Source organism: Collimonas sp., assembly GCF_035566555.1.
Classification (GTDB): domain Bacteria; phylum Pseudomonadota; class Gammaproteobacteria; order Burkholderiales; family Burkholderiaceae_D; genus Collimonas.
Genome location: NZ_DATMRB010000174.1, coordinates 44,265 through 64,262, shown reverse-complemented (window position 1 = coordinate 64,262; position 19,998 = coordinate 44,265). Strand labels below are relative to the sequence as shown.

General features: G+C 59.7%; 22 protein-coding genes and 1 pseudogene. 7 read left to right on the top strand and 16 right to left on the bottom strand.

From position 1 onward, the window contains the following. Positions 1 to 153: 153 nt before the first annotated feature. The gene (gene murB, locus VNZ65_RS22010) at positions 154 to 1,185 is read left to right on the top strand and encodes a UDP-N-acetylmuramate dehydrogenase (protein ID WP_325672868.1); all 1,032 of its coding nucleotides are present in this window, start codon (positions 154 to 156) and stop codon (positions 1,183 to 1,185) included. Positions 1,186 to 1,349: 164 nt separating this feature from the next. Here murB and VNZ65_RS22005 read toward each other — a convergent pair whose 3' ends face one another. The 6 genes from VNZ65_RS22005 to VNZ65_RS21980 form a co-directional block, all read right to left on the bottom strand. Further along, a complete protein-coding gene (locus VNZ65_RS22005) occupies positions 1,350 to 1,664 on the bottom strand; it encodes a pyrimidine/purine nucleoside phosphorylase (protein ID WP_325672866.1) in 315 nt (104 codons plus the stop codon). A gap of 86 nt (positions 1,665 to 1,750) precedes the next feature. Then, positions 1,751 to 3,085 (bottom strand): argininosuccinate synthase, encoded by a 1,335-nt coding sequence (gene argG, locus VNZ65_RS22000; protein ID WP_325672864.1) that lies wholly within the window; start codon positions 3,083 to 3,085, stop codon positions 1,751 to 1,753. A 7-nt stretch (positions 3,086 to 3,092) separates the two neighbouring features. Further along, entirely contained in the window at positions 3,093 to 3,506 is a 414-nt protein-coding gene (locus VNZ65_RS21995; RefSeq protein ID WP_325672862.1) for a VOC family protein, read from the bottom strand. 3 nt (positions 3,507 to 3,509) lie between these two features. Continuing rightward, entirely contained in the window at positions 3,510 to 4,427 is a 918-nt protein-coding gene (argF, locus tag VNZ65_RS21990) for an ornithine carbamoyltransferase (RefSeq protein ID WP_061938174.1), read from the bottom strand. A gap of 255 nt (positions 4,428 to 4,682) precedes the next feature. Then, a complete protein-coding gene (gene rsgA, locus VNZ65_RS21985; protein ID WP_325672859.1) occupies positions 4,683 to 5,639 on the bottom strand; it encodes a ribosome small subunit-dependent GTPase A in 957 nt (318 codons plus the stop codon). After that, positions 5,632 to 6,903: a M48 family metallopeptidase gene (locus tag VNZ65_RS21980; protein ID WP_325672857.1), complete on the bottom strand. Its 1,272-nt coding sequence runs from the start codon at positions 6,901 to 6,903 to the stop codon at positions 5,632 to 5,634. Before VNZ65_RS21980 ends, rsgA begins: the two co-directional genes overlap by 8 nt. Before the next feature lie 220 nt (positions 6,904 to 7,123). Between VNZ65_RS21980 and orn the strand changes: the two genes are divergently transcribed. Next, complete coding sequence (gene orn / locus VNZ65_RS21975) at positions 7,124 to 7,729, top strand: oligoribonuclease (protein WP_325672855.1); 606 nt, start codon at positions 7,124 to 7,126, stop codon at positions 7,727 to 7,729. A gap of 59 nt (positions 7,730 to 7,788) precedes the next feature. On the opposite strand, the gene VNZ65_RS21970 is transcribed toward orn, so the two are convergent. Further along, a complete protein-coding gene (locus tag VNZ65_RS21970; protein ID WP_325672853.1) occupies positions 7,789 to 8,499 on the bottom strand; it encodes a UPF0149 family protein in 711 nt (236 codons plus the stop codon). Positions 8,500 to 8,641: 142 nt separating this feature from the next. Between VNZ65_RS21970 and VNZ65_RS21965 the strand changes: the two genes are divergently transcribed. Beyond that, on the top strand, positions 8,642 to 9,151 hold the full coding sequence (locus VNZ65_RS21965; RefSeq protein WP_325672851.1) for a GNAT family protein: 510 nt from the start codon (positions 8,642 to 8,644) through the stop codon (positions 9,149 to 9,151). A gap of 8 nt (positions 9,152 to 9,159) precedes the next feature. Here VNZ65_RS21965 and VNZ65_RS21960 read toward each other — a convergent pair whose 3' ends face one another. The 4 genes and pseudogenes from VNZ65_RS21960 to VNZ65_RS21945 form a co-directional block, all read right to left on the bottom strand. After that, positions 9,160 to 10,032 (bottom strand): DNA ligase, encoded by an 873-nt coding sequence (locus tag VNZ65_RS21960; protein ID WP_325672849.1) that lies wholly within the window; start codon positions 10,030 to 10,032, stop codon positions 9,160 to 9,162. A 102-nt stretch (positions 10,033 to 10,134) separates the two neighbouring features. Next, positions 10,135 to 10,521, bottom strand: coding sequence for a VOC family protein (locus tag VNZ65_RS21955; RefSeq protein WP_325672847.1), 387 nt, complete (start codon positions 10,519 to 10,521; stop codon positions 10,135 to 10,137). A 76-nt stretch (positions 10,522 to 10,597) separates the two neighbouring features. Continuing rightward, entirely contained in the window at positions 10,598 to 11,014 is a 417-nt protein-coding gene (locus tag VNZ65_RS21950; RefSeq protein ID WP_325672845.1) for a type II toxin-antitoxin system MqsA family antitoxin, read from the bottom strand. 2 nt (positions 11,015 to 11,016) lie between these two features. Then, positions 11,017 to 11,307, bottom strand: a pseudogene (locus VNZ65_RS21945) (type II toxin-antitoxin system MqsR family toxin); the annotation flags it as partial. 163 nt (positions 11,308 to 11,470) lie between these two features. Between VNZ65_RS21945 and VNZ65_RS21940 the strand changes: the two are divergent. Next, positions 11,471 to 12,463 (top strand): serine/threonine protein kinase, encoded by a 993-nt coding sequence (locus VNZ65_RS21940; RefSeq protein WP_325672843.1) that lies wholly within the window; start codon positions 11,471 to 11,473, stop codon positions 12,461 to 12,463. Positions 12,464 to 12,481: 18 nt separating this feature from the next. On the opposite strand, the gene VNZ65_RS21935 is transcribed toward VNZ65_RS21940, so the two are convergent. Both VNZ65_RS21935 and VNZ65_RS21930 read right to left on the bottom strand, forming a co-directional pair. Continuing rightward, positions 12,482 to 12,811: a DMT family transporter gene (locus tag VNZ65_RS21935; RefSeq protein ID WP_098495873.1), complete on the bottom strand. Its 330-nt coding sequence runs from the start codon at positions 12,809 to 12,811 to the stop codon at positions 12,482 to 12,484. Between the two features lie 48 nt (positions 12,812 to 12,859). Beyond that, entirely contained in the window at positions 12,860 to 13,756 is an 897-nt protein-coding gene (locus VNZ65_RS21930; protein ID WP_325672840.1) for a LysR family transcriptional regulator, read from the bottom strand. Positions 13,757 to 13,892: 136 nt separating this feature from the next. On the opposite strand from VNZ65_RS21930, the gene VNZ65_RS21925 reads away from it, so the two are divergent. From VNZ65_RS21925 to fahA, 3 genes are read left to right on the top strand one after another with little or no spacing between them, the layout of a single operon-like run. Further along, entirely contained in the window at positions 13,893 to 15,257 is a 1,365-nt protein-coding gene (locus VNZ65_RS21925) for an MFS transporter (protein ID WP_325672838.1), read from the top strand. Between the two features lie 25 nt (positions 15,258 to 15,282). Next, on the top strand, positions 15,283 to 16,587 hold the full coding sequence (gene hmgA, locus VNZ65_RS21920; protein WP_325672836.1) for a homogentisate 1,2-dioxygenase: 1,305 nt from the start codon (positions 15,283 to 15,285) through the stop codon (positions 16,585 to 16,587). 13 nt (positions 16,588 to 16,600) lie between these two features. Further along, a complete protein-coding gene (gene fahA / locus VNZ65_RS21915; protein ID WP_325672834.1) occupies positions 16,601 to 17,869 on the top strand; it encodes a fumarylacetoacetase in 1,269 nt (422 codons plus the stop codon). A 90-nt stretch (positions 17,870 to 17,959) separates the two neighbouring features. Here fahA and VNZ65_RS21910 read toward each other — a convergent pair whose 3' ends face one another. From VNZ65_RS21910 to VNZ65_RS21900, 3 genes are all read right to left on the bottom strand, one after another. Further along, complete coding sequence (locus tag VNZ65_RS21910) at positions 17,960 to 18,343, bottom strand: type II toxin-antitoxin system HicB family antitoxin (protein WP_325672832.1); 384 nt, start codon at positions 18,341 to 18,343, stop codon at positions 17,960 to 17,962. A gap of 8 nt (positions 18,344 to 18,351) precedes the next feature. After that, positions 18,352 to 18,534 (bottom strand): type II toxin-antitoxin system HicA family toxin, encoded by a 183-nt coding sequence (locus VNZ65_RS21905; RefSeq protein WP_325672941.1) that lies wholly within the window; start codon positions 18,532 to 18,534, stop codon positions 18,352 to 18,354. A gap of 310 nt (positions 18,535 to 18,844) precedes the next feature. Beyond that, a complete protein-coding gene (locus VNZ65_RS21900) occupies positions 18,845 to 19,909 on the bottom strand; it encodes a purine nucleoside permease (protein WP_325672830.1) in 1,065 nt (354 codons plus the stop codon). Positions 19,910 to 19,998 lie beyond the last annotated feature (89 nt).

Genomic DNA, 19,998 nt, shown 5'->3' with positions numbered 1-19,998 from the left:
GCGACGGTGCGCGCGGCCATCAGGCTATGCGCATTCTATCGGACAAAAAACCCGAGGTGTGGACGGCGTCGCCTATTTTCTTGCCGGAGCGGCCATCTTTCCTGGCGCGTTGCTGCCGCGGCACGGCCCGCTTGCGTTTATAATCCCGGTGCTATGACTATCTCCCAGCTTCCGCTCCAGTTCGATTTTCCTCTACGCCAGCATAATACTTTCGGTATTGATGCCAAGGCACAAGCCTATCTACCGGTGACTTCCGTAGAAACCTTACGCGCGCTCAGATCGGATGCTGCGGCATCCGCCTTGCCGCGCCTGGTGCTGGGCGGCGGCAGCAACCTGGTGCTGACGCAGGATTTTGCGGGACTGGTGCTGCACATGCGCAGCCGCGGCAGGGAAATCGTCGGCGAAGATAACGATGCCGTCTATGTCAGGGCCGCGGCCGGTGAAAACTGGCATGCGCTGGTGCTATGGACGCTGGAGCAGGGCCTTGGCGGGCTGGAAAACCTGTCGCTGATCCCCGGCTGCGTCGGCGCCGCGCCGATTCAGAACATCGGCGCCTACGGCATCGAACTGCAGGACCGTTTCCACGGACTGACGGCCATCGACATGGAGAGCGGCCAGCTCCTGGCGCTGGACCGCAAGGCCTGCGCCTTTGCCTATCGCGACAGCATCTTCAAGCAGCATTTGCGCGACCGCGCGGTGGTGCTGGACGTCACCCTGGCCTTGCCCAAGCGCTGGCAGCCCGATCTGCGCTATGCCGACGTGGCGCAGGAGCTGGATGCACGCAAGCTGGCGCAGCCCACTGCGCGCGATGTCAGCGATGCCGTGATTGCGATCCGCACCCGCAAATTGCCGGATCCGGCGCTGATCGGCAATGCCGGCAGCTTTTTCAAGAATCCGATCGTGACGGAACAGCAACGCAATGCCTTGCTTGAACGGCATCCGCAACTGGTGAACCATGCGCAGCCGGACGGCGCCTATAAACTGGCGGCGGGCTGGCTGATCGATCAGTGCGGCTGGAAAGGCAAGAGCATCGGAGCCGCCGGCGTCTATGAAAAGCAGGCGCTGGTGCTGGTCAACCGCGGCGGCGCTACCGGCCAGGAGGTGGTGCGCCTGGCGCAGGCGGTGCAGGCCGATGTGCTGGCCAGGTTTGGCGTGGCGCTGGAGCCGGAGCCGATTTTCATTTAGGGAGACGTCGCATATTGACGACAGCTTGATTGCCGCGTTTTGTCACTATCAAGTCATATTGCGCGCTTAAGCTTTGAGCTGTCTCATATCCAACGCTCCCTAAAGTAATGGATTTTTCAGCCCGCCATGCATCGCATCGCGGGCTCTTTTTTTACCCGCAGCGTTTAGCCGTAGTGGCAAACGTAGTTGAGCGTTTCCAGGGTTTCAATATCGAAGCTAGAGTTTGCTGCGATTTCAAAGCGCTCGCCGCTGCCGTAGCTGGTCCACTGTTGCTGGCCTTGCCGGCGCACCTTGCAGACGCCGCTGGTGACTTCCATCACTTCGGCGACGCCGGTGCTGAAAGTCAGCGAGGAGGGCAGGATGACGCCCAGCGTTTTCTTGCTGCCGTCAGCGAAAATCACGGTATGGGAAACGCATTTGCCGTCGAAATAGACATTCCCTTGTTTCAAGACTGATACGTGGTCGAATTGTGTGCTCATGATGATTCCTCGCAGGATTCTTGACAAAAAAGAACCGGCGTGAAGCCGGCTCTGCATACGTTAAGGCTGTTGACGCTGGTTTGCGCTTACTCGGCGTCTTTGTCGAGCAGCGGCAGCGACACGGCGTTGCTGGATGCCAGCAGGCCGGTGCTTTGATAGATCGCCAGCTTCTGGCGTGTATCGCTGATGTCGAGGTTGCGCATGGTCAGCTGGCCGATACGGTCTTGCGGGGTGAAGGCGCCGGCGCCCTTTTCCATGGTCAGGCGGTCTGGATGGTAGGTCAGGTTGGCCGACTCGGTGTTGAGGATCGAATAATCGTTGCCGCGGCGCAGCTCGATCGTGACCTCGCCGGTGATGGCGCGCGCCACCCAGCGTTGCGCCGATTCGCGCAGCATGATCGCCTGCGAATCGAACCAGCGGCCTTGGTACAGCAGGCGGCCCAGGCGGCGGCCGCTTTCGCGGTATTGCTCGATGGTGTCTTCATTGTGGATGCCGGTGACCAGGCGCTCGTAGGCGATGAACAGCAGGGCCAGGCCCGGCGCTTCATAGATGCCGCGGCTCTTGGCTTCGATGATGCGGTTCTCGATCTGGTCGCTCATGCCGAGGCCGTGGCGGCCGCCGATGCGGTTGGCTTCCATCATCAGCTCGACCGGATCGGCATACACGATGCCGTTGAGAGCGACCGGACGGCCTTCCTCGAAACGCACGGTGACTTCTTCCCGCTTGACTTCGACCTCGTCCCGCCAGAAGGCGACGCCCATGATCGGTTCGACGATCTTCATGCCGGAGTTGAGGAATTCAAGATCTTTCGCTTCATGGGTGGCGCCAAGCATGTTGGAATCGGTCGAATAGGCTTTTTCCACCGACATCTTGTAGTCGAAGCCGGAAGCGATCATGAATTCCGACATTTCCTTGCGGCCGCCCAGTTCCTGGATGAACTTGTCGTCCAGCCATGGCTTGTAGATCCGCAGATTCGGATTGACCAGCAGGCCGTAGCGGTAGAAACGCTCGATATCGTTGCCCTTGAAGGTGCTGCCGTCGCCCCAGATATCGACCTTGTCTTCGCGCATCGCGGCCACCAGCATGGTGCCGGTGACGGCGCGTCCGAGCGGGGTGGTGTTGAAGTAGGTGACGCCGGCGGTGGAGATGTGGAAGGCGCCGCTCTGCAGCGCGGCGATGCCTTCGGCCACCAGCTGTTCGCGGCAATCGACCAGGCGCGCCAGTTCAGCGCCGTAGGCCTTGGCTTTTTTAGGGATGGCGTCGTAGTCCGGCTCGTCAGGCTGGCCCAGGTTGGCGGTGTAGGCATAAGGAATGGCGCCTTTCTGGCGCATCCAGTGCAGGGCAGCACTGGTATCGAGGCCGCCTGAGAAGGCGATGCCGACTTTTTCGTTAACCGGAACGGATTGCAGGATATTGGACATGATATTTCTAAGTAGGTTGAAATGATGACTGAGGATCGTGGCAAACGGCTTCGATGTTGTGGCCGTCAGGGTCTTTCACGAACGCACCATAATAATTTTGGTGATAGTGCGGCCGCGGACCGGGTGCGCCGTTGTCGGCGCCGCCCGCTTTGAGTCCTGCTTGATAAAAGGCGTCGACCAGGGCGCGGCTGGCGACCCGGAAAGCGAAATGAATGGTTTGCTGGTGGGCCGGCTTTTCCGGGGTCGCCTGGGCAATCCAGAAATCGGGCTTGGGCGCTTCGCCGAAACCGGCGACGTCGGTGCCGGCCACCGCCGCCGGAAACTCGAGCAGCAACTCATAGCCGATCGCACCCAGCGTGGCGCAGTAAAACGCCTTGCTCTTGTGGTAGTCGCTAACGGTAACGCCGGTGTGGTCGATCATGGTCTACTCCGCAACCTTGCCCAGCACCAGATATTCGAGCAGCGCCTTTTGCACATGCAGGCGGTTTTCGGCCTCATCCCAGACTACCGATTGCGGGCCGTCGATGACTTCGGCCGACACTTCTTCGCCGCGATGCGCCGGCAGGCAGTGCATGAACAAGGCGTCCGGATTGGCGCGCTGCATCTTGGGCTGGTCGACGATCCAGCCGTCGAAGGCTTTCAGGCGTGCTGTGTTCTCATCCTCGTAACCCATGCTGGTCCAGACATCGGTGGTGACCAGGTCGACACCCTCGCAGGCGTCGGACGGATTGGCGAAGAAGGTATAGCGCTGGTTGTCGGCGGCCACCTGGCTAGGGTCGATGTCGTAACCCTTAGGGGTCGAGACGTTGACATGGAAACCGAATACCTGCGCCGCTTGCAGCCAGGAATACAGCATGTTGTTGGCATCGCCGATCCAGGCCACTTTCTTGCCGGCGATGGAACCGCGGTGCTCGATGTAGGTGAAGACGTCGGCCAATACCTGGCAGGGATGCTGCTCGTTGGTCAGGCCGTTGATCACCGGCACCCGCGAGTGGGAAGCGAAGCGTTCGATGATGTCCTGGCCGAAGGTGCGGATCATGATGACGTCGCACATGCGCGACATGACCTGCGCCGCATCTTCCACCGGCTCGCCGCGGCCCAGCTGGCTGTCGCGCGTGTTGAGATAGATGGCGGCGCCGCCCAGCTGGTGCATGCCGGCCTCGAACGAGAGACGGGTGCGGGTCGAGTTTTTCTCGAACACCATCACCAGCGTGCGGTCGAGCAGCGTGTAGTGCGGTTCGTAATTCTTGAATTTGCGTTTGATGAGACGGCTACGCTCAATCACGTACTCGTATTCGTCCAGCGAAAAATCAGAAAACTGCAGGTAGTGTTTGATTGCCATAAATGAAAACGGCGGCCGCTGTGGCGACTGCCGCCGAAAGTTGGAATTCCATTTTTAAATCAACCGCTGGTTTTGCTGGCTGTCGAAGATGTTGTGCGCGGGCTTGAAGGAAGGCCCCGCGATTGGCTTAGAAATGAAATAAGTGCTTCAATTATAAGGGATTTCAATAGAAAAGATACCCGTCAAAAGATTGCTTATCTGGCATTAATAAGTTGGTACGGCATTTGCCTGCAAGCGCCATGGCGCTGGCTTGGTTTAATACAGCTTTTGCGACGATTCATGCAGCAACTGCACGTAAAGCTGGTGCCGCATGGGCGCAATCTTGTTTTCCTTGACGGCTTCCAGCACGGCGCAGCTGGGTTCAATCAAGTGATGGCAGTTGTAGAACTTGCATTTTCCCAGGTAGGGAGTGAACTCGACGAAGGCGCGTTCCAGCATGCCTTCACTCAGCTGGTACAGGCCGAATTCCTGAAAGCCAGGGGAATCGATGATGTTGGCCGGGTTGCCGTCCAGGCCAGTGTCATCGGCATCCATCTCGTACAAACGGGTGAAAGTGGTGGTGTGCTTGCCGGTATCCAGGGCTGCCGAAATTTCGCGCACCGCGATATCGGCATCCGGCACGATCAGGTTGATCAGCGATGATTTGCCCATGCCGGACTGGCCGATCAGGATGGTCGACTGGCCTTTCAGCAAAGGCCACAGGGTGGCGCAGGTTTGTTCGGGAAAAGCGCGCGCCGATACTTCATGCACTGGATAGCCGAGGTCTGCATACATCTGCAGCCGTTGCCGGGTCTTTTCCAGCGCCTCGACGATATCGGTCTTGTTGAGCACGATATGAGCTTTGACGCCGGCTGCTTCCGCCGCCACCAGCGCACGCGAAATCAAATCGTCGGCAAAGCCGGGCTCGGTCGCCACCACGATGAACAGCTGCGTGACATTGGCCGCCAGCAGCTTGGATTTGTACTGGTCGGAGCGGTACAGCAGGCTGTTGCGCTCGTCGATGGCTTCGATCACGCCCTGGTTGGGCGAAGTGGTTTTCAGCTGGACCCGGTCGCCCACCGCCACATCGCTTTTCTTGCCGCGTGTGACGCATTGCAGCTTCAGCGATGCGCCGGCTATCCTGGCTTGCACCAGGTAATGGCGGCCGTGGGCGGCGATCACCAGGCCGCTGCCGGCCTGGTTGCTATGCTGTTGCTTGCTGTGGTCAACCATGTGCAGCCAGCAGTCGGTTGATGCGTACGGTGGCTGGCGGATGCGAATCGTAGAACGCGGAATGCAGCGGATCCGGGGTCAGGGTCGAGGCATTGTCTTCGTACAGCTTGACCAGCGCCGTCACCAGGTCGTTGCCGTTGGTGTGCTTGACGGCAAACGCATCGGCTTCGAATTCATGTTTGCGCGAGCTGATCGAGGACAGCGGCGACAGCAGGAAGGTGAAGATCGGCAACGCCAGCATGAACAGGATCAGCGCCATCGCATCGTTGTTGCTGAGATCGGCCAGCAGCAGCGGATTGACGCCGAGGCCGGTATAGAACCACAGCTGCTGCTTGAGGTAGCCCAGCAGCGCCAGGAAAGCCAGCGAGATCGCGAACATGACGGCGATGCGCTTGACGATATGCTTGAGCTTGAAATGGCCCAGTTCATGCGCCAGCACTGCTTCGATTTCATGCGGCGCCAGGCGCGCCAGCAATGTGTCGAAAAAGACGATGCGCTTGCCGGCGCCAAAGCCAGAAAAGTAGGCGTTGCCGTGGGCGCTGCGCTTGGAGCCGTCCATCACGAACAAGCCCTTGGAAGCGAAACCGACACGCTGCATCAAGCCTTCGATGCGCTCGCGCAGGGTGTCGTCGCTGAGCGGCGTGAATTTGTTGAACAGCGGTGCGATCACGGTCGGATACAGCACCAGCATCAGCAGCTGGAAGCCGCTGAACACCAGCCAGGCGTAAAACCACCAGAGATCGCCGGATTTAGCCATCAGCAACAGCACGACCCACACCAGCGGCAGGCCGATGGCGGCGCCGATCAGGGTGTTTTTCAGCATGTCCATGAAGAACAGCTTGACGCTCATCTTGTTGAAGCCGAAGCGCGCTTCCAGCACGAACTGCTTGTAATAATCCAGCGGCAGGTCGATCAGGCCGGAAATCGCGCCGAAGGCCACCAGCAGGCCCAGCTGATACACCATGCCGGGACCGGCCCAGTTGAATATGATGTTGGAAAGCAACTGCAAGCCGCCCAGCAGGGTGAAGCCAATCAGCACCGCAGCACTCAGCAGCATCGAAAACATGCCGAATTTGGTCTTGGCGACGGTATAGTCGGCGGCCCGCTGATGCGCCGCCAGCGGGATCTTTTCGGCGAATTCGGCCGGCACCGCGCTACGGTGCGCCAGCACATGGCGAATCTGGCGCGAGCTCAGCCAGAAGCGCACGATCAAGGTGATTGCCAGGAAAACTACAAACAAAACTGAAAATGCAAATGAAGACATGTAGTCCCTATGTGAGAAAATAGCTTCCAACCGCACCTTCAGGAACCTACTGCGCGGCTCAATCTCTGGTCTGCGATGCTCACTGTACTAGAGTACAGCTGCGCTTCTCTACCAGACATTGACCTGTCAGCTATAGCTGAGGCTACGGTTCCTGAAGGCGCCTTACGGCAGGTTTCAAATGAAATGCCGCAAAAATGCTTAAATAACTAAGAGAACAATTATGTCACAAGCCGCCGATATCTCCGCTAACCCTGTTGCCGCGCCAGTCCCGACGGTACCGCTGCGGCCGAACGAATTCAACCTGATCTGGGTCGACATGGAAATGACCGGGCTGAACCCGGACAGCGACCGCATCATTGAAGTTGCAGTGGTGGTGACCGATCCGCAACTGAATATCCTGGCGGAAGGGCCGGTATTTGCGATCCACCAGGCCGACGAGATCATGGACGGCATGGATGCCTGGAACAAGGGCACGCATGGCCGTTCCGGCCTGATCGAGCGGGTCAAGACCTCGACCGTGACGGAAAACGAGGCGGAACTGGCCTTGATCGAATTCCTGAAGAAATATGTGCCGAACGGCAAGTCGCCGATGTGCGGCAACACGATTTGCCAGGATCGCCGCTTCATGGCGCGCGGCATGCCGAAGCTGGAAGCGTTTTTCCATTACCGCAACCTGGATGTCTCGACCCTGAAAGAACTGTGCCGCCGCTGGAAGCCGGAGCTGGCCAGCGGCTTCAAGAAGCATCAGAAGCACACCGCGCTGGCCGATATCCTGGAATCGATTGAAGAATTGCGCTACTACCGCGAGCATTTCATCAAGGAATAAAAAACAGGCCGGTTGCAAGATGTGCAGCCGGCCTGCGATTGTTGCTTGCGCTTTGGCGCTTAATCTTCAGTCTTGTTTTCAGCGGCGTTCAAGCCGCAGCACTTCTTGAATTTCTTGCCGCTGCCGCAGCTGCAATCGTCATTGCGGCCGACTTTCGGCGCCTCGCGCTGGATGGTCTTGACCGCGGATTTGCGGTGCGGCAGCCAGTAGCGGTAGATTTCCGGAATCGCCGCTTCCACTTCCACTGCCAGCTTGTGGCGTTGCACCGGATCCTCGCGCAGCGCCATTTCCTCTTCTTCCAGCTCTTCCGCACCCAGCAGATAGATAGGCCGCACCACCGTCGCCAGGTTGGAGTGCCAGATCGGCTCCCAGGCCTTGGCGCGCAGGTTGATGCCTTCCCAGAAACCCCAGGCCCAGGCTTCGCCGTCGAGCAAAGCCTTGCCTTCATGCTCTTGTTCGCAAAACAGCGGTTCGTATTCTTTTGGCGCTACTTCCAGCGTGATGGCGATTTCATTCATGTAACGCGCGATCAGGCCGACGATCTTCTCGTATTCCTTGTCGGACTTGAATTTCGGCGCATCTTTCAGCGACGGCCCCCACACGTGCGGCAGCCATTCGCCCAGCAGCACCTGCTCCGGCCCGATCACCAGCGCGGTCAGATAGCCGTGCAGGGTATCCATGGTCATGCTGTCTTCAGCGCAGCGATCGGACAACAGGAAATCGTCCAGTTCGTCAAATTCTTTGTCTGAGAGAGGTTCGTCGAGATTCATGGTGGTAGCCGCTTAATATACGATGGAAATGGGGATACGGATTTTACGATTGAAATGGTCGCGCGCCGCAAAATATTCTCGCTGCTTGCCTGCGAACAATCATTTATCATGTGACAAGTCTATCCAGATCGGACCATCTTATATGAAAATCAGGGCATTAACTCCGGCAGACCTTGCATCCTACCGCCAGCTGAGGCTGGAATCCATCCTGGATTCGCCGTCTTCATTCGTGCCCACCCATGAGGAAGAAAGCGCGCTGCCCGAGGAGCAGATGGCAGCGCGTTTGAAAGCAAGCCCTTTCCAGGTGACTTATGGCGCATTTCAAGACGAGGTCCTGGTCGGCACCGTCGGACTGGTGCGGGATTCTCGTTCCAAGATTTATCACCGGGCCACCGTCGTCGGCGTCTATGTCACTCCAAATGCGCGTTCCGCTGGCGCGGTGCAAGCCATGTTCGAGGCGGTGATCGCCTACGCAAGGAAGATTCCGGAGCTGGTCCAGCTGGACTTGAAGGTCAACACCATCAATCCTCGCGCCAGGGCGGTGTACGCCAAATTGGGATTTGTCTCTTGCGGCATCGACTACCGCGCCTTGCGCATAGACGGCCGCTTTCATGACGAGGAACGCATGGCCCTGCATCTCGATGCGGCATAGCGCCGCAACTATTGTTCGTACACTCGCATGAAACTGGCGAACCGGGGGATGCCGCTGTCATTCAAGCCGCGGAAGCGGTAGGTCACGACACTGTCCAGCGCCGGCGGCTGGCGCCGCTGCGCGTCGCTGAAGCCGCTGCCGAGCTTGAAGCGCAGGCCGTCCGGCGTTTCCACCAATAATGCTCCCAGCATGCCCTGGTATTTGCCTTTGCCGGGCAGATGGCCGACGACCCTGGCTTCGGCATCCTCATGCGTCTTCACTTTCAGCAGGTCGTCGCTGCGTTGAGCACGGTAGAGCGATGCCCCCCGGTGCAGCATCAGGCCTTCGCCGCCTTGCCTGACGGTTTGTTGCAGCAAGCCTTGCAAGGCTGCGTGGCTGCCCAGCTTGCTCTGTTCCACCGGCTGCACCCAAGGCACGGCAAGTTTGGCGAGCGTGCTTTGCAATGCTGGCAGACGCTGGCTGAACGTGCCGGCATGGGCGGGCAGGTCGAACACCATGAAGCGCATGCGACGCCAGGCGGCATCGTCAGGCGCTTCGCGGCGCACGGTCGAAACCGCATGGCTGAATTGACCGCGGCCAGCCCATAGTTCGCCATCCAGCGCCACTTTTGGCCAGCCGGCGATGAACCAGTGCGGAGCGTTGATCCGCTGGCCGCCGCGTGTCAGCAATTGCTCGCCATCCCAGTAAGCGCGTACGCCGTCCAGTTTCTCGCTGACCCAATAATCGGCCAGCGCGATGCCGGGATGGTAGACATTTGCCAGCATCAATGGCGGTGCTGGCGTGGAGGACAGGGCGGCGGCAGGCAGCCACAGAGAGAGGCTGAGCAGCAGGGCGCGCAGCAGGCCGGCAATGCGTGGTGGAGCGGATGATGGCGTGGGCATGGTGCTTGGCTGTCGGGCATGAAACCGTTATCGTAAAACGATGTTGCCCAGCCCTGCTGCCGAAAACGACTTAAAAAGCAGCTTAAAAAAGCGCTTTGATATTTAGCTTATGTAGGTGAAATTCAATTCCACTCCATTGCCCGCGGGATCACGCAGGAAGATCTGCTTTTGCTGCATGGACGGCACAAATGCCACCTGATAGGGCAGCTGGCGCGCTCGCAGAAGCGCCTCCATGTCCTCGGGATCGATGCAGCTGAAGGCGACGTGGTCGAAGCTGGTGGCGATATCGGTATGCCTGACATCGCTTGTCCGCGCTTCGCTCAGGTGCAGCACGGCTTGACCGCCGGCGTACAGCCAGTAGCCGAAACTGTCGAAAGGCGGCCGCGCGCCGACTTCCAGGCCGATCACTTCGCAATAAAATTCCTTCAGTTGTAGCAACAGCGCGCGCGGCGCACGCAGGTTGTAATGGTTGAGGGCGATGGCTGGCATAAAGGGCTCCTGGTGCGACGGCTGCGGGACTATTGGTGTAATGGATGCTAATGGCAAGGGGCCGCCGGCGCCTACGTCATGCTGACGCCGCGTGAACGGTCCTGATTTCCGCCAGCAAGTCGGGATGCCGGTCCAGCAGTTGCAGCAATTTCACCAGAGCCACGGAAGGTTTGCTTTTGCCGTTTTCATAGCGTGAGAAGGCATTCACGCCGCCGCCAAAAATCTCGGCGGCTTCGCGCTGGTCGAGCGCGAGTTTTTTGCGGACATTGGTTATGAAAGCAGGGTCGACGCTCGCTGCATTCACATGCTTGTTGAATTCATTCATCAATTTCATGGTGCGGCGCGATTCTGCCGCATCTAGAATTGCTTCGCCGCAGGCGGGGCAGTATTCGCCGCTCACCGCCGGAAGCGTGGTGGATTCACCTTTATACGTGTACGGCATGGGGCGTGTGTCGTGAGCCAGTTCAGCCGCGCCGCAAGTTGGGCATTTCATGTTCAGAGTTCCTTGAATGACACGATGAGCAATTCATCAATCACCGTCAGTTTCAGGTAGATCTTGCCAAATGGCGTAACCGGCCTGTACACATCCTGCCATATCCGATGATCAGCATGGCTAGTCATGCTCTTATAGAAATCGGCAGAGCTCAGAGCCATGACTACCTCAAGCATGGCGCCGAAATCCAGGCCCAGTTCAACAGCTCCTTCGCGGGTGCTTTTGGTCGTACACACTTGCCCTGCCTTAACCAAAGTTTTGACGATGGATAAATGGCAGTGCGGCGTTGGCTTTCCATTTTTAACCTAGTAAGTTAATTTTAGCAGATTAATCGGCCTGGCATGCCACTGGCACTAAATGATTTTTTTGCAACTTATCATGATGCTTTAGCCGGCATCTATAGCTTTAGTGCCTAATCGCGTCGGGAAGTAAGCCGCCGGCGCTTACAATGGACGGATGAATACTTCGTCCCCTGCATCATTCGCCACGCTCACTCCCGATACCGTACTGGATGCACTCGACAGCATCGGCCTGCACGGCGACGGCCGACTGCTGGCGCTCAACAGCTATGAAAACCGCGTTTACCAGATCGGCATGGAAGAGGGGCCGCCGCTGGTGGCCAAGTTCTACCGGCCGCAGCGCTGGAGCGACGCCGCCATCCTGGAAGAGCACGGTTTCGTGCAGGAACTGGTGGAGCGCGAAATCCCGGTGGTGGCAGCCTGGGCCGCTACCGACGGCAGCACCCTGCATCAATTCGACGGTTTCCGCTTCGCGGTGTTTCCGCGCCACGGCGGCCGCGCGCCGGAGCTGGAGGATGACGCTACGCTGGAATGGCTGGGCCGTTTCATGGGGCGTATCCATGCCGTTGGCGGCTTGCGCAACTACCAGCACCGGCCGACTCTGGATATCGCCAGCTTCGGCGAAGAACCGAGCGCCTTCCTGCTGGCCAACAACTTCGTCCCGGCAGATTTGCTGGAAGCCTATCGCAGCATTGTGAACCAGGCGCTGGAGGGCGTGCGGCGCTGCTTCGAGCGCGCCGGTACGGTCGGCTCGCTGCGCCTGCATGGCGATTGCCACGGCAGCAATGTGCTGTGGACCGACGCCGGACCGCATTTCGTCGACTTCGACGACAGCCGTATGGGACCGGCAGTACAGGACCTGTGGATGCTGTTGTCCGGCGAACGCAAGGACATGGTGCGGCAGATGGGCTCATTGCTGGCAGGTTATGAAGACTTCTGCGATTTCGATACCCGCGAGCTGTACCTGATCGAGGCGCTGCGCACCTTGCGCCTGATCCACTACGCGGCATGGATCGCCCGGCGCTGGGACGACCCGGCCTTCGCCGTGGCCTTCCCATGGTTCAATACCCAGCGCTATTGGCAGGACCGGGTGCTGGAATTACGCGAGCAGATCGCCCTGATGGACGAGCCGCCGCTGTGGCAAAACTGAAGCCGGCTTGACGAGCGCTTAGTGCGCCACGGTCTTCGAGAACACGTTCAGCACCAGCACGCCCGAGACAATCAGGCCGATGCCGACCAACGCTGCGGCATCCAGGCTCTGCTTCAGGAACAGCCAGCCGACCAGGGCAATCAGCGCGATGCCGATGCCCGACCACATCGCGTACACGATCGCCACCGGCAGGGTGCGCAAGGTCAGCGACAGGAAATAGAAGGCCGTCAGGTAGCCGGCCACCACCACCACCGACGGCACCAGCCGGGTGAACTCGGCGCTGGCCTTGAGGGCGCTGGTGGCAATCACTTCGGCGACGATGGCGATCAATAGATAGACCCAATGCATGACTTCTCCTGGCTGATAAAACATAGAAAACGTGGATGACAGCAAACTCTAGTCGATCGCGGCAAACAGCTCTGTAACGAAATCGACAAAAACCCTGACCTTGGCCGACAACTGATGACTCTGGTGATACACCACCGACACCGGCGGCCCCGGCGTGGCCCAGTCGGCCAGCACCGGCGCCAGCAGGCCGGCGCGGATCTGCGGGTTGAGCGACAGCGTCAGCAGCTGGACGATGCCGGCGCCGCTGGCGGCTGCGTGGATCAAGGTTTCCGCGTGATTGATGGCGATATTGCCGGGCGGCGCCCAGCTGAATTCCTGCTTGCCCTTGCTGAAGGTCCACGGCACGTTCTGGCCGCTGTTAGGATGGATGAAAGCCAGGCAGCGGAAGTTGCTTAGGTCCTGCGGCGTCTGCGGAGTTCCGTGCTGCGCCAGAAATCCGGGCGCGGCGCAGCATAGATTGCGGGTCTGGTAGATGCGGCGCGCCACCATGCTGGAATCTTTCAGTTCGCCGATGCGGATCCAGACGTCGCCGCGGCCTTCCACCATGTCTACCATGCGGTCGCCGACATTCAGGCGGATCGACAGCTCGGGATAGAGCGCGCTGAAGCGCGCCAGCGCCGGCGCCAGGTAGATGCGGGCGATCACGGTCGGCACGTCGACCCGCAAGATGCCTTGCGGCGTCACGCGCCGGCCCTGCAGTCCGTCTTCCAGTTCGCTCATGTCGCCAAGCAGGCGCTGGGCCCGCTGGTAGCAGCTGTGGCCATCGTCGGTGAGGGAAATCTTGCGGGTGGTGCGGTTCAGCAGGCGCGCGCCGAAATGCCGCTCGAGGGCGGCGATATGATTGGTGATGGTGGCGTTCGACATCTCCAGCTGTTCAGCGGCGCGGCTGAAGCTGTTCAGTTCTACCACCTGGCAAAATACCCGCAACGATTCCAGCCTGTCCATGATGATGATTTTATATTATTTAAGTTAATTAAAAAATGATTTTAATTATTGCCTATTTTTCTGATTATTAAAAAGGATGATAATGGCAAAAAACAGATCGTATTGATACGACGCCAACATCCTCCCGGAGACACGCATGGCCATTGCGACGCAAAGCTCTAACAGCAGCCCGATCGACATTCCCGCCCTGATCGACCGCAGCCGCATCGGCGGTTTCCAGATCGTCATGCTGACCCTGTGCGCCATCTGCCTGATCATCGACGGTTTCGACGTCCAGGCCATGGGCTATGTGGCGCCCGCCATCATCCAGGAGTGGGGCATAGACAAGGCCAACCTCGGTCCGGTATTCGGCGCCGGCCTGTTCGGCATGCTGCTCGGCTCGCTCACCTTCAGCATCCTGGCCGACCGCATCGGCCGCCGTCCGGTGCTGATCGCCGCCACCCTGTTCTTTGCCGCCTGCATGCTGGCGACGCCGCTGGCCGCCACGGTCGATCAGCTGATTGCATTGCGCTTCATCACCGGCCTTGGGCTGGGCGCCATCATGCCCAACGCCATGGCGCTGGCGGGTGAATACAGCCCGCTGCGCAAGCGCGTCACCTTGATGATGCTGGTTTCCTGCGGCTTCACGCTGGGGGCGGTGCTGGGCGGCTTGTTATCGGCAGCGCTGATCCCGCGCTTCGGCTGGCAATCGGTATTCCATGTCGGCGGCGTGGTGCCGCTGGTGATCGGCATCCTGATGATCTTCTTGCTGCCGGAGTCGATGCAGTTCCTGGTGTTGCGCGGCAAGCGCCTGGAACAGGTCGGCAAGTGGCTGCGCCGCATCGATCCCGCCGTCGCGATTGGCGAGGATACGCGTTACGTCGTCAACGAAAAAGCCGGCAAGGGCGCGCCGGTGATGCAGCTGTTCCAGCAGGGCAGGGCCAAGGTCACGATCCTGCTGTGGATCATCAATTTCATGAACCTGGTGAACCTGTATTTCCTCTCCAACTGGCTGCCGACCATCGCCAGGGATGCCGGCCTGTCGACCGCCACCGCCGTCATGGCCGGCACCGTCTTGCAGATCGGCGGCACGCTCGGCACCCTGATCATGGGCCAGCTGATCGACCGTTCCAGTTTCCGCCGCGTGCTGATTCCGGTATTCCTGATCGCCGGCCTGGCGGTGGCCCTGATCGGCCGGCCAGAAATTTCTCTGCTGTTCCTGTTTGCCAGCATCTTCGTCGCCGGCTTCTGCATCGTCGGCGGCCAGCCGGCGGTGAATGCACTGGCCGGAACTTACTATCCAACCACCTTGCGCTCCACCGGCATCGGCTGGAGCCTGGGCGTCGGCCGCATCGGTTCTATTGTCGGGCCGGTGCTGGGCGGCGAGCTGATCCGCCTGCACTGGCCCAACAGCAGCATCTTCCTGCTGCTGGCGGCGCCGGCGCTGGTATCGGCGGTGATGCTGATGTTGATGCAGGACACCTCAAATCGCCACAATGCGCAGGCGGTGCTTGCGCCCTAAGACCAGACCATCAAGGATAAAACCCATGGAATATATCAACACGCTTCGTTACCAGTCAGGATTCTGCAATGACTTCGCCAGCGAAGCCTTGCCCGGCGCCTTGCCAGCGGCGCAGAACTCGCCGCAGAAAGCGCCTTACGGCCTGTATGCGGAACAGCTGTCCGGCACCGCATTCACCGCGCCGCGCGCGCACAACCGGCGTTCGTGGCTGTACCGCATCCGGCCGGGCGCGATGCATCACGCTTTTGAAAAGCTGCAGCAGCCGCTGCTGGCCAGCGGTCCATTTACTCAGATTGATACGCCGCCCGACCAGCTGCGCTGGAATCCATTGCCGGCTGCCGACCAGCCCACCGACTTTATCGACGGCATGGTCACCTTTGCCGGCAACGGCGACGCTGCTGCACAGGCCGGCATCGCCATCCATCTGTACGCGGCGAACCGCTCCATGCACGAGCGCTTTTTCTACAATGCCGACGGCGAACTGCTGATCGTGCCGCAGCAGGGGCGCTTGCTGGCGAGGACGGAAATGGGCGTGCTGGAAGTCAAGCCAGGCGAAATCCTCGTTATTCCGCGCGGCGTGCGTTTCCGCATCGAACTGCCGGACGGCGCGGCGCGCGGCTATGTCTGCGAAAACTATGGCGCCGCCTTCCAGCTGCCGGAACTGGGGCCGATCGGCTCTAACGGCCTGGCCAACGCGCGCGATTTCCAGGCGCCGGTAGCGGCCTATGAGGACCGCGAGGGCGAGTTCCAGCTGCTGGCCAAGTTCGGCGGCAAGCTGTGGGCGGCGCGCATCGATCATTCGCCGCTGGATGTGGTGGCATGGCACGGCAACTACACACCGTATAAATACGACCTGGGCTTGTTCAACACGATCAACACGGTCAGCTACGATCATCCCGACCCGTCGATCTTCACTGTGCTGACTTCACCGTCGGATACGCACGGCACAGCGAATGTCGATTTCGTGATTTTCCCGCCGCGCTGGATGGTGGCCGAGCATACCTTCCGGCCGCCCTGGTTCCACCGCAACGTCATGAGCGAGTACATGGGCCTGATCCATGGCGCTTACGACGCCAAGGCCGACGGTTTTACACCGGGCGGCGGCAGCCTGCACAATTGCATGAGCGGCCACGGTCCGGACGCCGCCACTTTCGAGAAAGCGTCGCATGCCGAGTTGGCGCCGCACCGCATCGACAATACAATGGCCTTCATGTTTGAAAGCCGCTACGTAATTCATCCGACGCCCTATGCGCTGGCGACGCCGCTGCTGCAGAAAGACTACCTGCAATGCTGGCACGGCTTGAAAAAGAACTTCAACGGTCAACCCTAAGAGAAAAGACATTATGCAAGCCAACGATCCGACATTGAAATCCTTCGTTCCGACTCCGCCGGAGTCGCACTTTCCTATCCAGAACCTGCCTTTCGGCGTGTTCAGCACTGCCGCCGATCCGGCGCCGCGGGTCGGCGTCGCGATCGGCGACCAGGTGCTGGACTTGGCTGCGCTGGCCGATTCCGGCCTGCTGACGCTAAGCCCTGCAGTGTTCCGCCAGCCCACCCTGAATGCCTTCATCGCGCTGGGCCGCCAGACCTGGCGCAACACCCGCGCCAGCATCAGCGAACTGCTGCGTCACGATAATCTCCAGCTGCGCGATAACCAGGCTTTGCGCGACAAGGTATTCGTGGCGCAAGACCAGGCGACGATGCACCTGCCGCTGGAGATTCCTGGCTATACCGACTTCTATTCATCGAAAGAACACGCGACCAACGTCGGCTCGATGTTCCGCGACCCGGCCAATGCGTTGCTGCCGAACTGGCTGCACATCCCGATCGGCTACAACGGCCGCGCCAGCTCGGTGGTGGTTAGCGGTACGCCGCTGCAGCGCCCCATGGGCCAGCTGAAGCTGCCGGACAGCGACGCCCCGGTGTTCGGAGCTTGCCGCAAGCTGGATTTCGAGCTGGAGACCGGCTTCATCATCGGCCAGCCGAATGCCCTCGGCGAGCCGATCGATATCGCCAATGCCGAGCAGCACATCTTCGGCATGGTGCTGCTGAACGACTGGAGCGCGCGCGACCTGCAGCAATGGGAATACGTGCCGCTCGGCCCGTTCAACAGCAAGTCCTTCGCCACCTCGATCTCGCCGTGGGTGGTCACCATGGATGCGCTGGAACCGTTCCGCGTCGATAGCCCGGCACAGCAGCCGCAACCGCTGCCGTATCTGCAGCAGAGCGGCAAGAACGGCTACGACATCACGCTGGAAGTAGTCCTGCAACCAGGCGCCGCCGCCCAGCCGCAAACCATCTGCCGCACCAATTTCAAAGCCATGTACTGGACCATGGTGCAGCAGCTGGCGCATCACACCGTTTCCGGCTGCAACACCCGCATCGGCGACCTGATGGGCTCCGGCACCATCAGCGGCAGCACGCCGGAAGCCTATGGCAGCCTGCTGGAGCTGACCTGGAACGGCAAGAATCCGCTCAGCCTGGCGGACGGCAGCCAGCGCAGCTTTATCCAGGATGGCGATGAAGTGGCGATGACAGGCTGGTGCCAGGGCGACGGCTACCGCGTCGGGTTTGGCGTGGTCAGCGGCAAGATATTGCCGGCGCGGGGTTGATGGAGTAAATACGCAGGCGACGGGCATTTCGAAAGGAGCGCCTGTCGCGACTTGATCATGGCTGGCAATAAAGCGCCAGGTCCTGATTCTTTACCGAGCCATCGCCTTCAGCGCAGCCTGGGCCAGGAAGCCGGAACGGGTCAATTGATGGGCTTTGGCGAAGGCGTCAATCTCGCGCAACAGGTTTTCCGGCAATGAAATGTTGAGCCGCACGGGCTTGGTGTTGATTCTGGAACGGTCGATGTTGACCAGCATCCAGTAGCCGCCGGCGTAGTCTGCCGCGTCTTTCCATTTTTCGATGGAGCTCGCTTCAGGCATATGCGCCTCGCCCTCATACATGGCTTCCGCAGCTTCCTGGGCTTTTGCCGGCAGGTCGTTCATATCGTCTGCCGCAGTGAAAACGCCGGGAAGATCCGGAAAGCTGGCGCCGTAAGCGCTATTCTCGTCCTTCCATACATACAGTGGATATAACATTTTTGCCCTCACTTCAGTTTGGCCTGTTTCAAGATGTTCTCGGCGGTACCAAGCGGCAGATCCTTCTTTGGATGCGGAACAACTACGGATTTGCCGCTGACAGGATGGCGATACTTATGGTGACTGCCTCGAGTGGAGACATGCAGCCATCCGGCTGCTTTCAGTTGTTTGATAAGGTCTGAGCTGTTCATTGGTATTTTACACAAAAATACACAAAATAAGCATTTCCTGTGTGTTTTTGTGTATTGCCTGTTGTTTGGAAATTGTTGAGGGCCGTATCTGGGATAGTCGGCGATCAATTGTGAAGAAGAGCAGGTCGCGGCAGTAGTGGCAAAAGCCTGAAAAGCAGTGAGCAGGTTGCTGCGAGTCCCATTTGTTGGAATGGCGTAGGGCGCAAGGAACAGACGAAGAAAAAGCCGCGAGCGCGGCTTGGAGTGAAGCAGGCCTTGCTTCAGATTCAGGTCACGCAGTAAGACGTGACCTCTTTCTTCTGTCACAGCATTATCGGTGCGGCACCCCGTCACGCCACTCGCCCCAATGCGTCACGATATCCTGCACCAGCGGATTACCCGCGCGGTACAGATTCTCGGTGGCCGGCACGAAGCCGCCTTGGTCGGCATAGTTGAGCAGGTTGTCGGCGCTGGTCTGCCCTTGGTAAGGGCGGTCGAAATCCGAGCCGGTGCGCAATGCCGCCACTCGGCTGAGATCAACCCGCTTGATGCTGGATGCGCGCTTCAATGCTTCGAAAGTAGCGTTGTCTTCCTGCGCCGTCATGCAGTACACGCCCTTGTTGTCGGTCAGGATCTTGGTCCACTGTCTTGCGCGTTCGCCCAGCAGCGTGCCGGACCACCAGGTATTGCCGGAGGCGATGTCGCACTGGACTACTGTCGGCGGCTGGTTGGCGGGCGCATAGCTGAACTTGGAGCGCGCAACCTGTGCTTGCGGGCTATCCGCCAGCACCACGTTGCGCGACAGCGCGAAGGCGGCGTCGGCCAGCTTTGGATTCAGCTGGAAGACTTCATTACGGTAGTCGAGCGGCGGTTTGTCGCTCGGGCTCTTGGTGTTGATGCCGAGATAGCCGGTATTCCAGCCGGCCGGGATTTCGCGCGCATCGAGTTCCCACTGGATGCCGAAATCGACCAGGTACTTAGCCCATGCCGCCGAGCCGACGGTGGCGCGGCCAGGATCGACGCCGGCAATCCCGGAAATCAGGAAATAGGTGTGGCGCAGGTCGAAACGCGACGAGAAGGTGAGGGCCATGATCGACGCCGATGCATTGGCGTAGCCCATGCCGGTGGTGACTACGCAGACGTCTTGCCGGTTGCAATGGACATCGGGATAGTCGGGCGACAGGCCGGGCACGGAGACGGTTTTCCAGGGGCCGATACGATCCAGCCAGGCCTGGCCTTCGGGGCCGAACATGGTGATGATCATGACCTTGACCGGCCGGTTCTGGGCGTTGGATTCAGCGAGTCCATCGCTGCCCCTGTCTTGCGCCAGCGATGGCGCGGTGGAGCATGCTGCAAGCGACAGGAAAGCTGCGGAAATAAGCGAGCGAGTCATCATGGGTTTTCCTTATGGCGAATAGAAACGGTAGTCTACCCGTGAAAGCCGATTTATATTTCCGCATCGCAATATAACGATCTGTATATCCG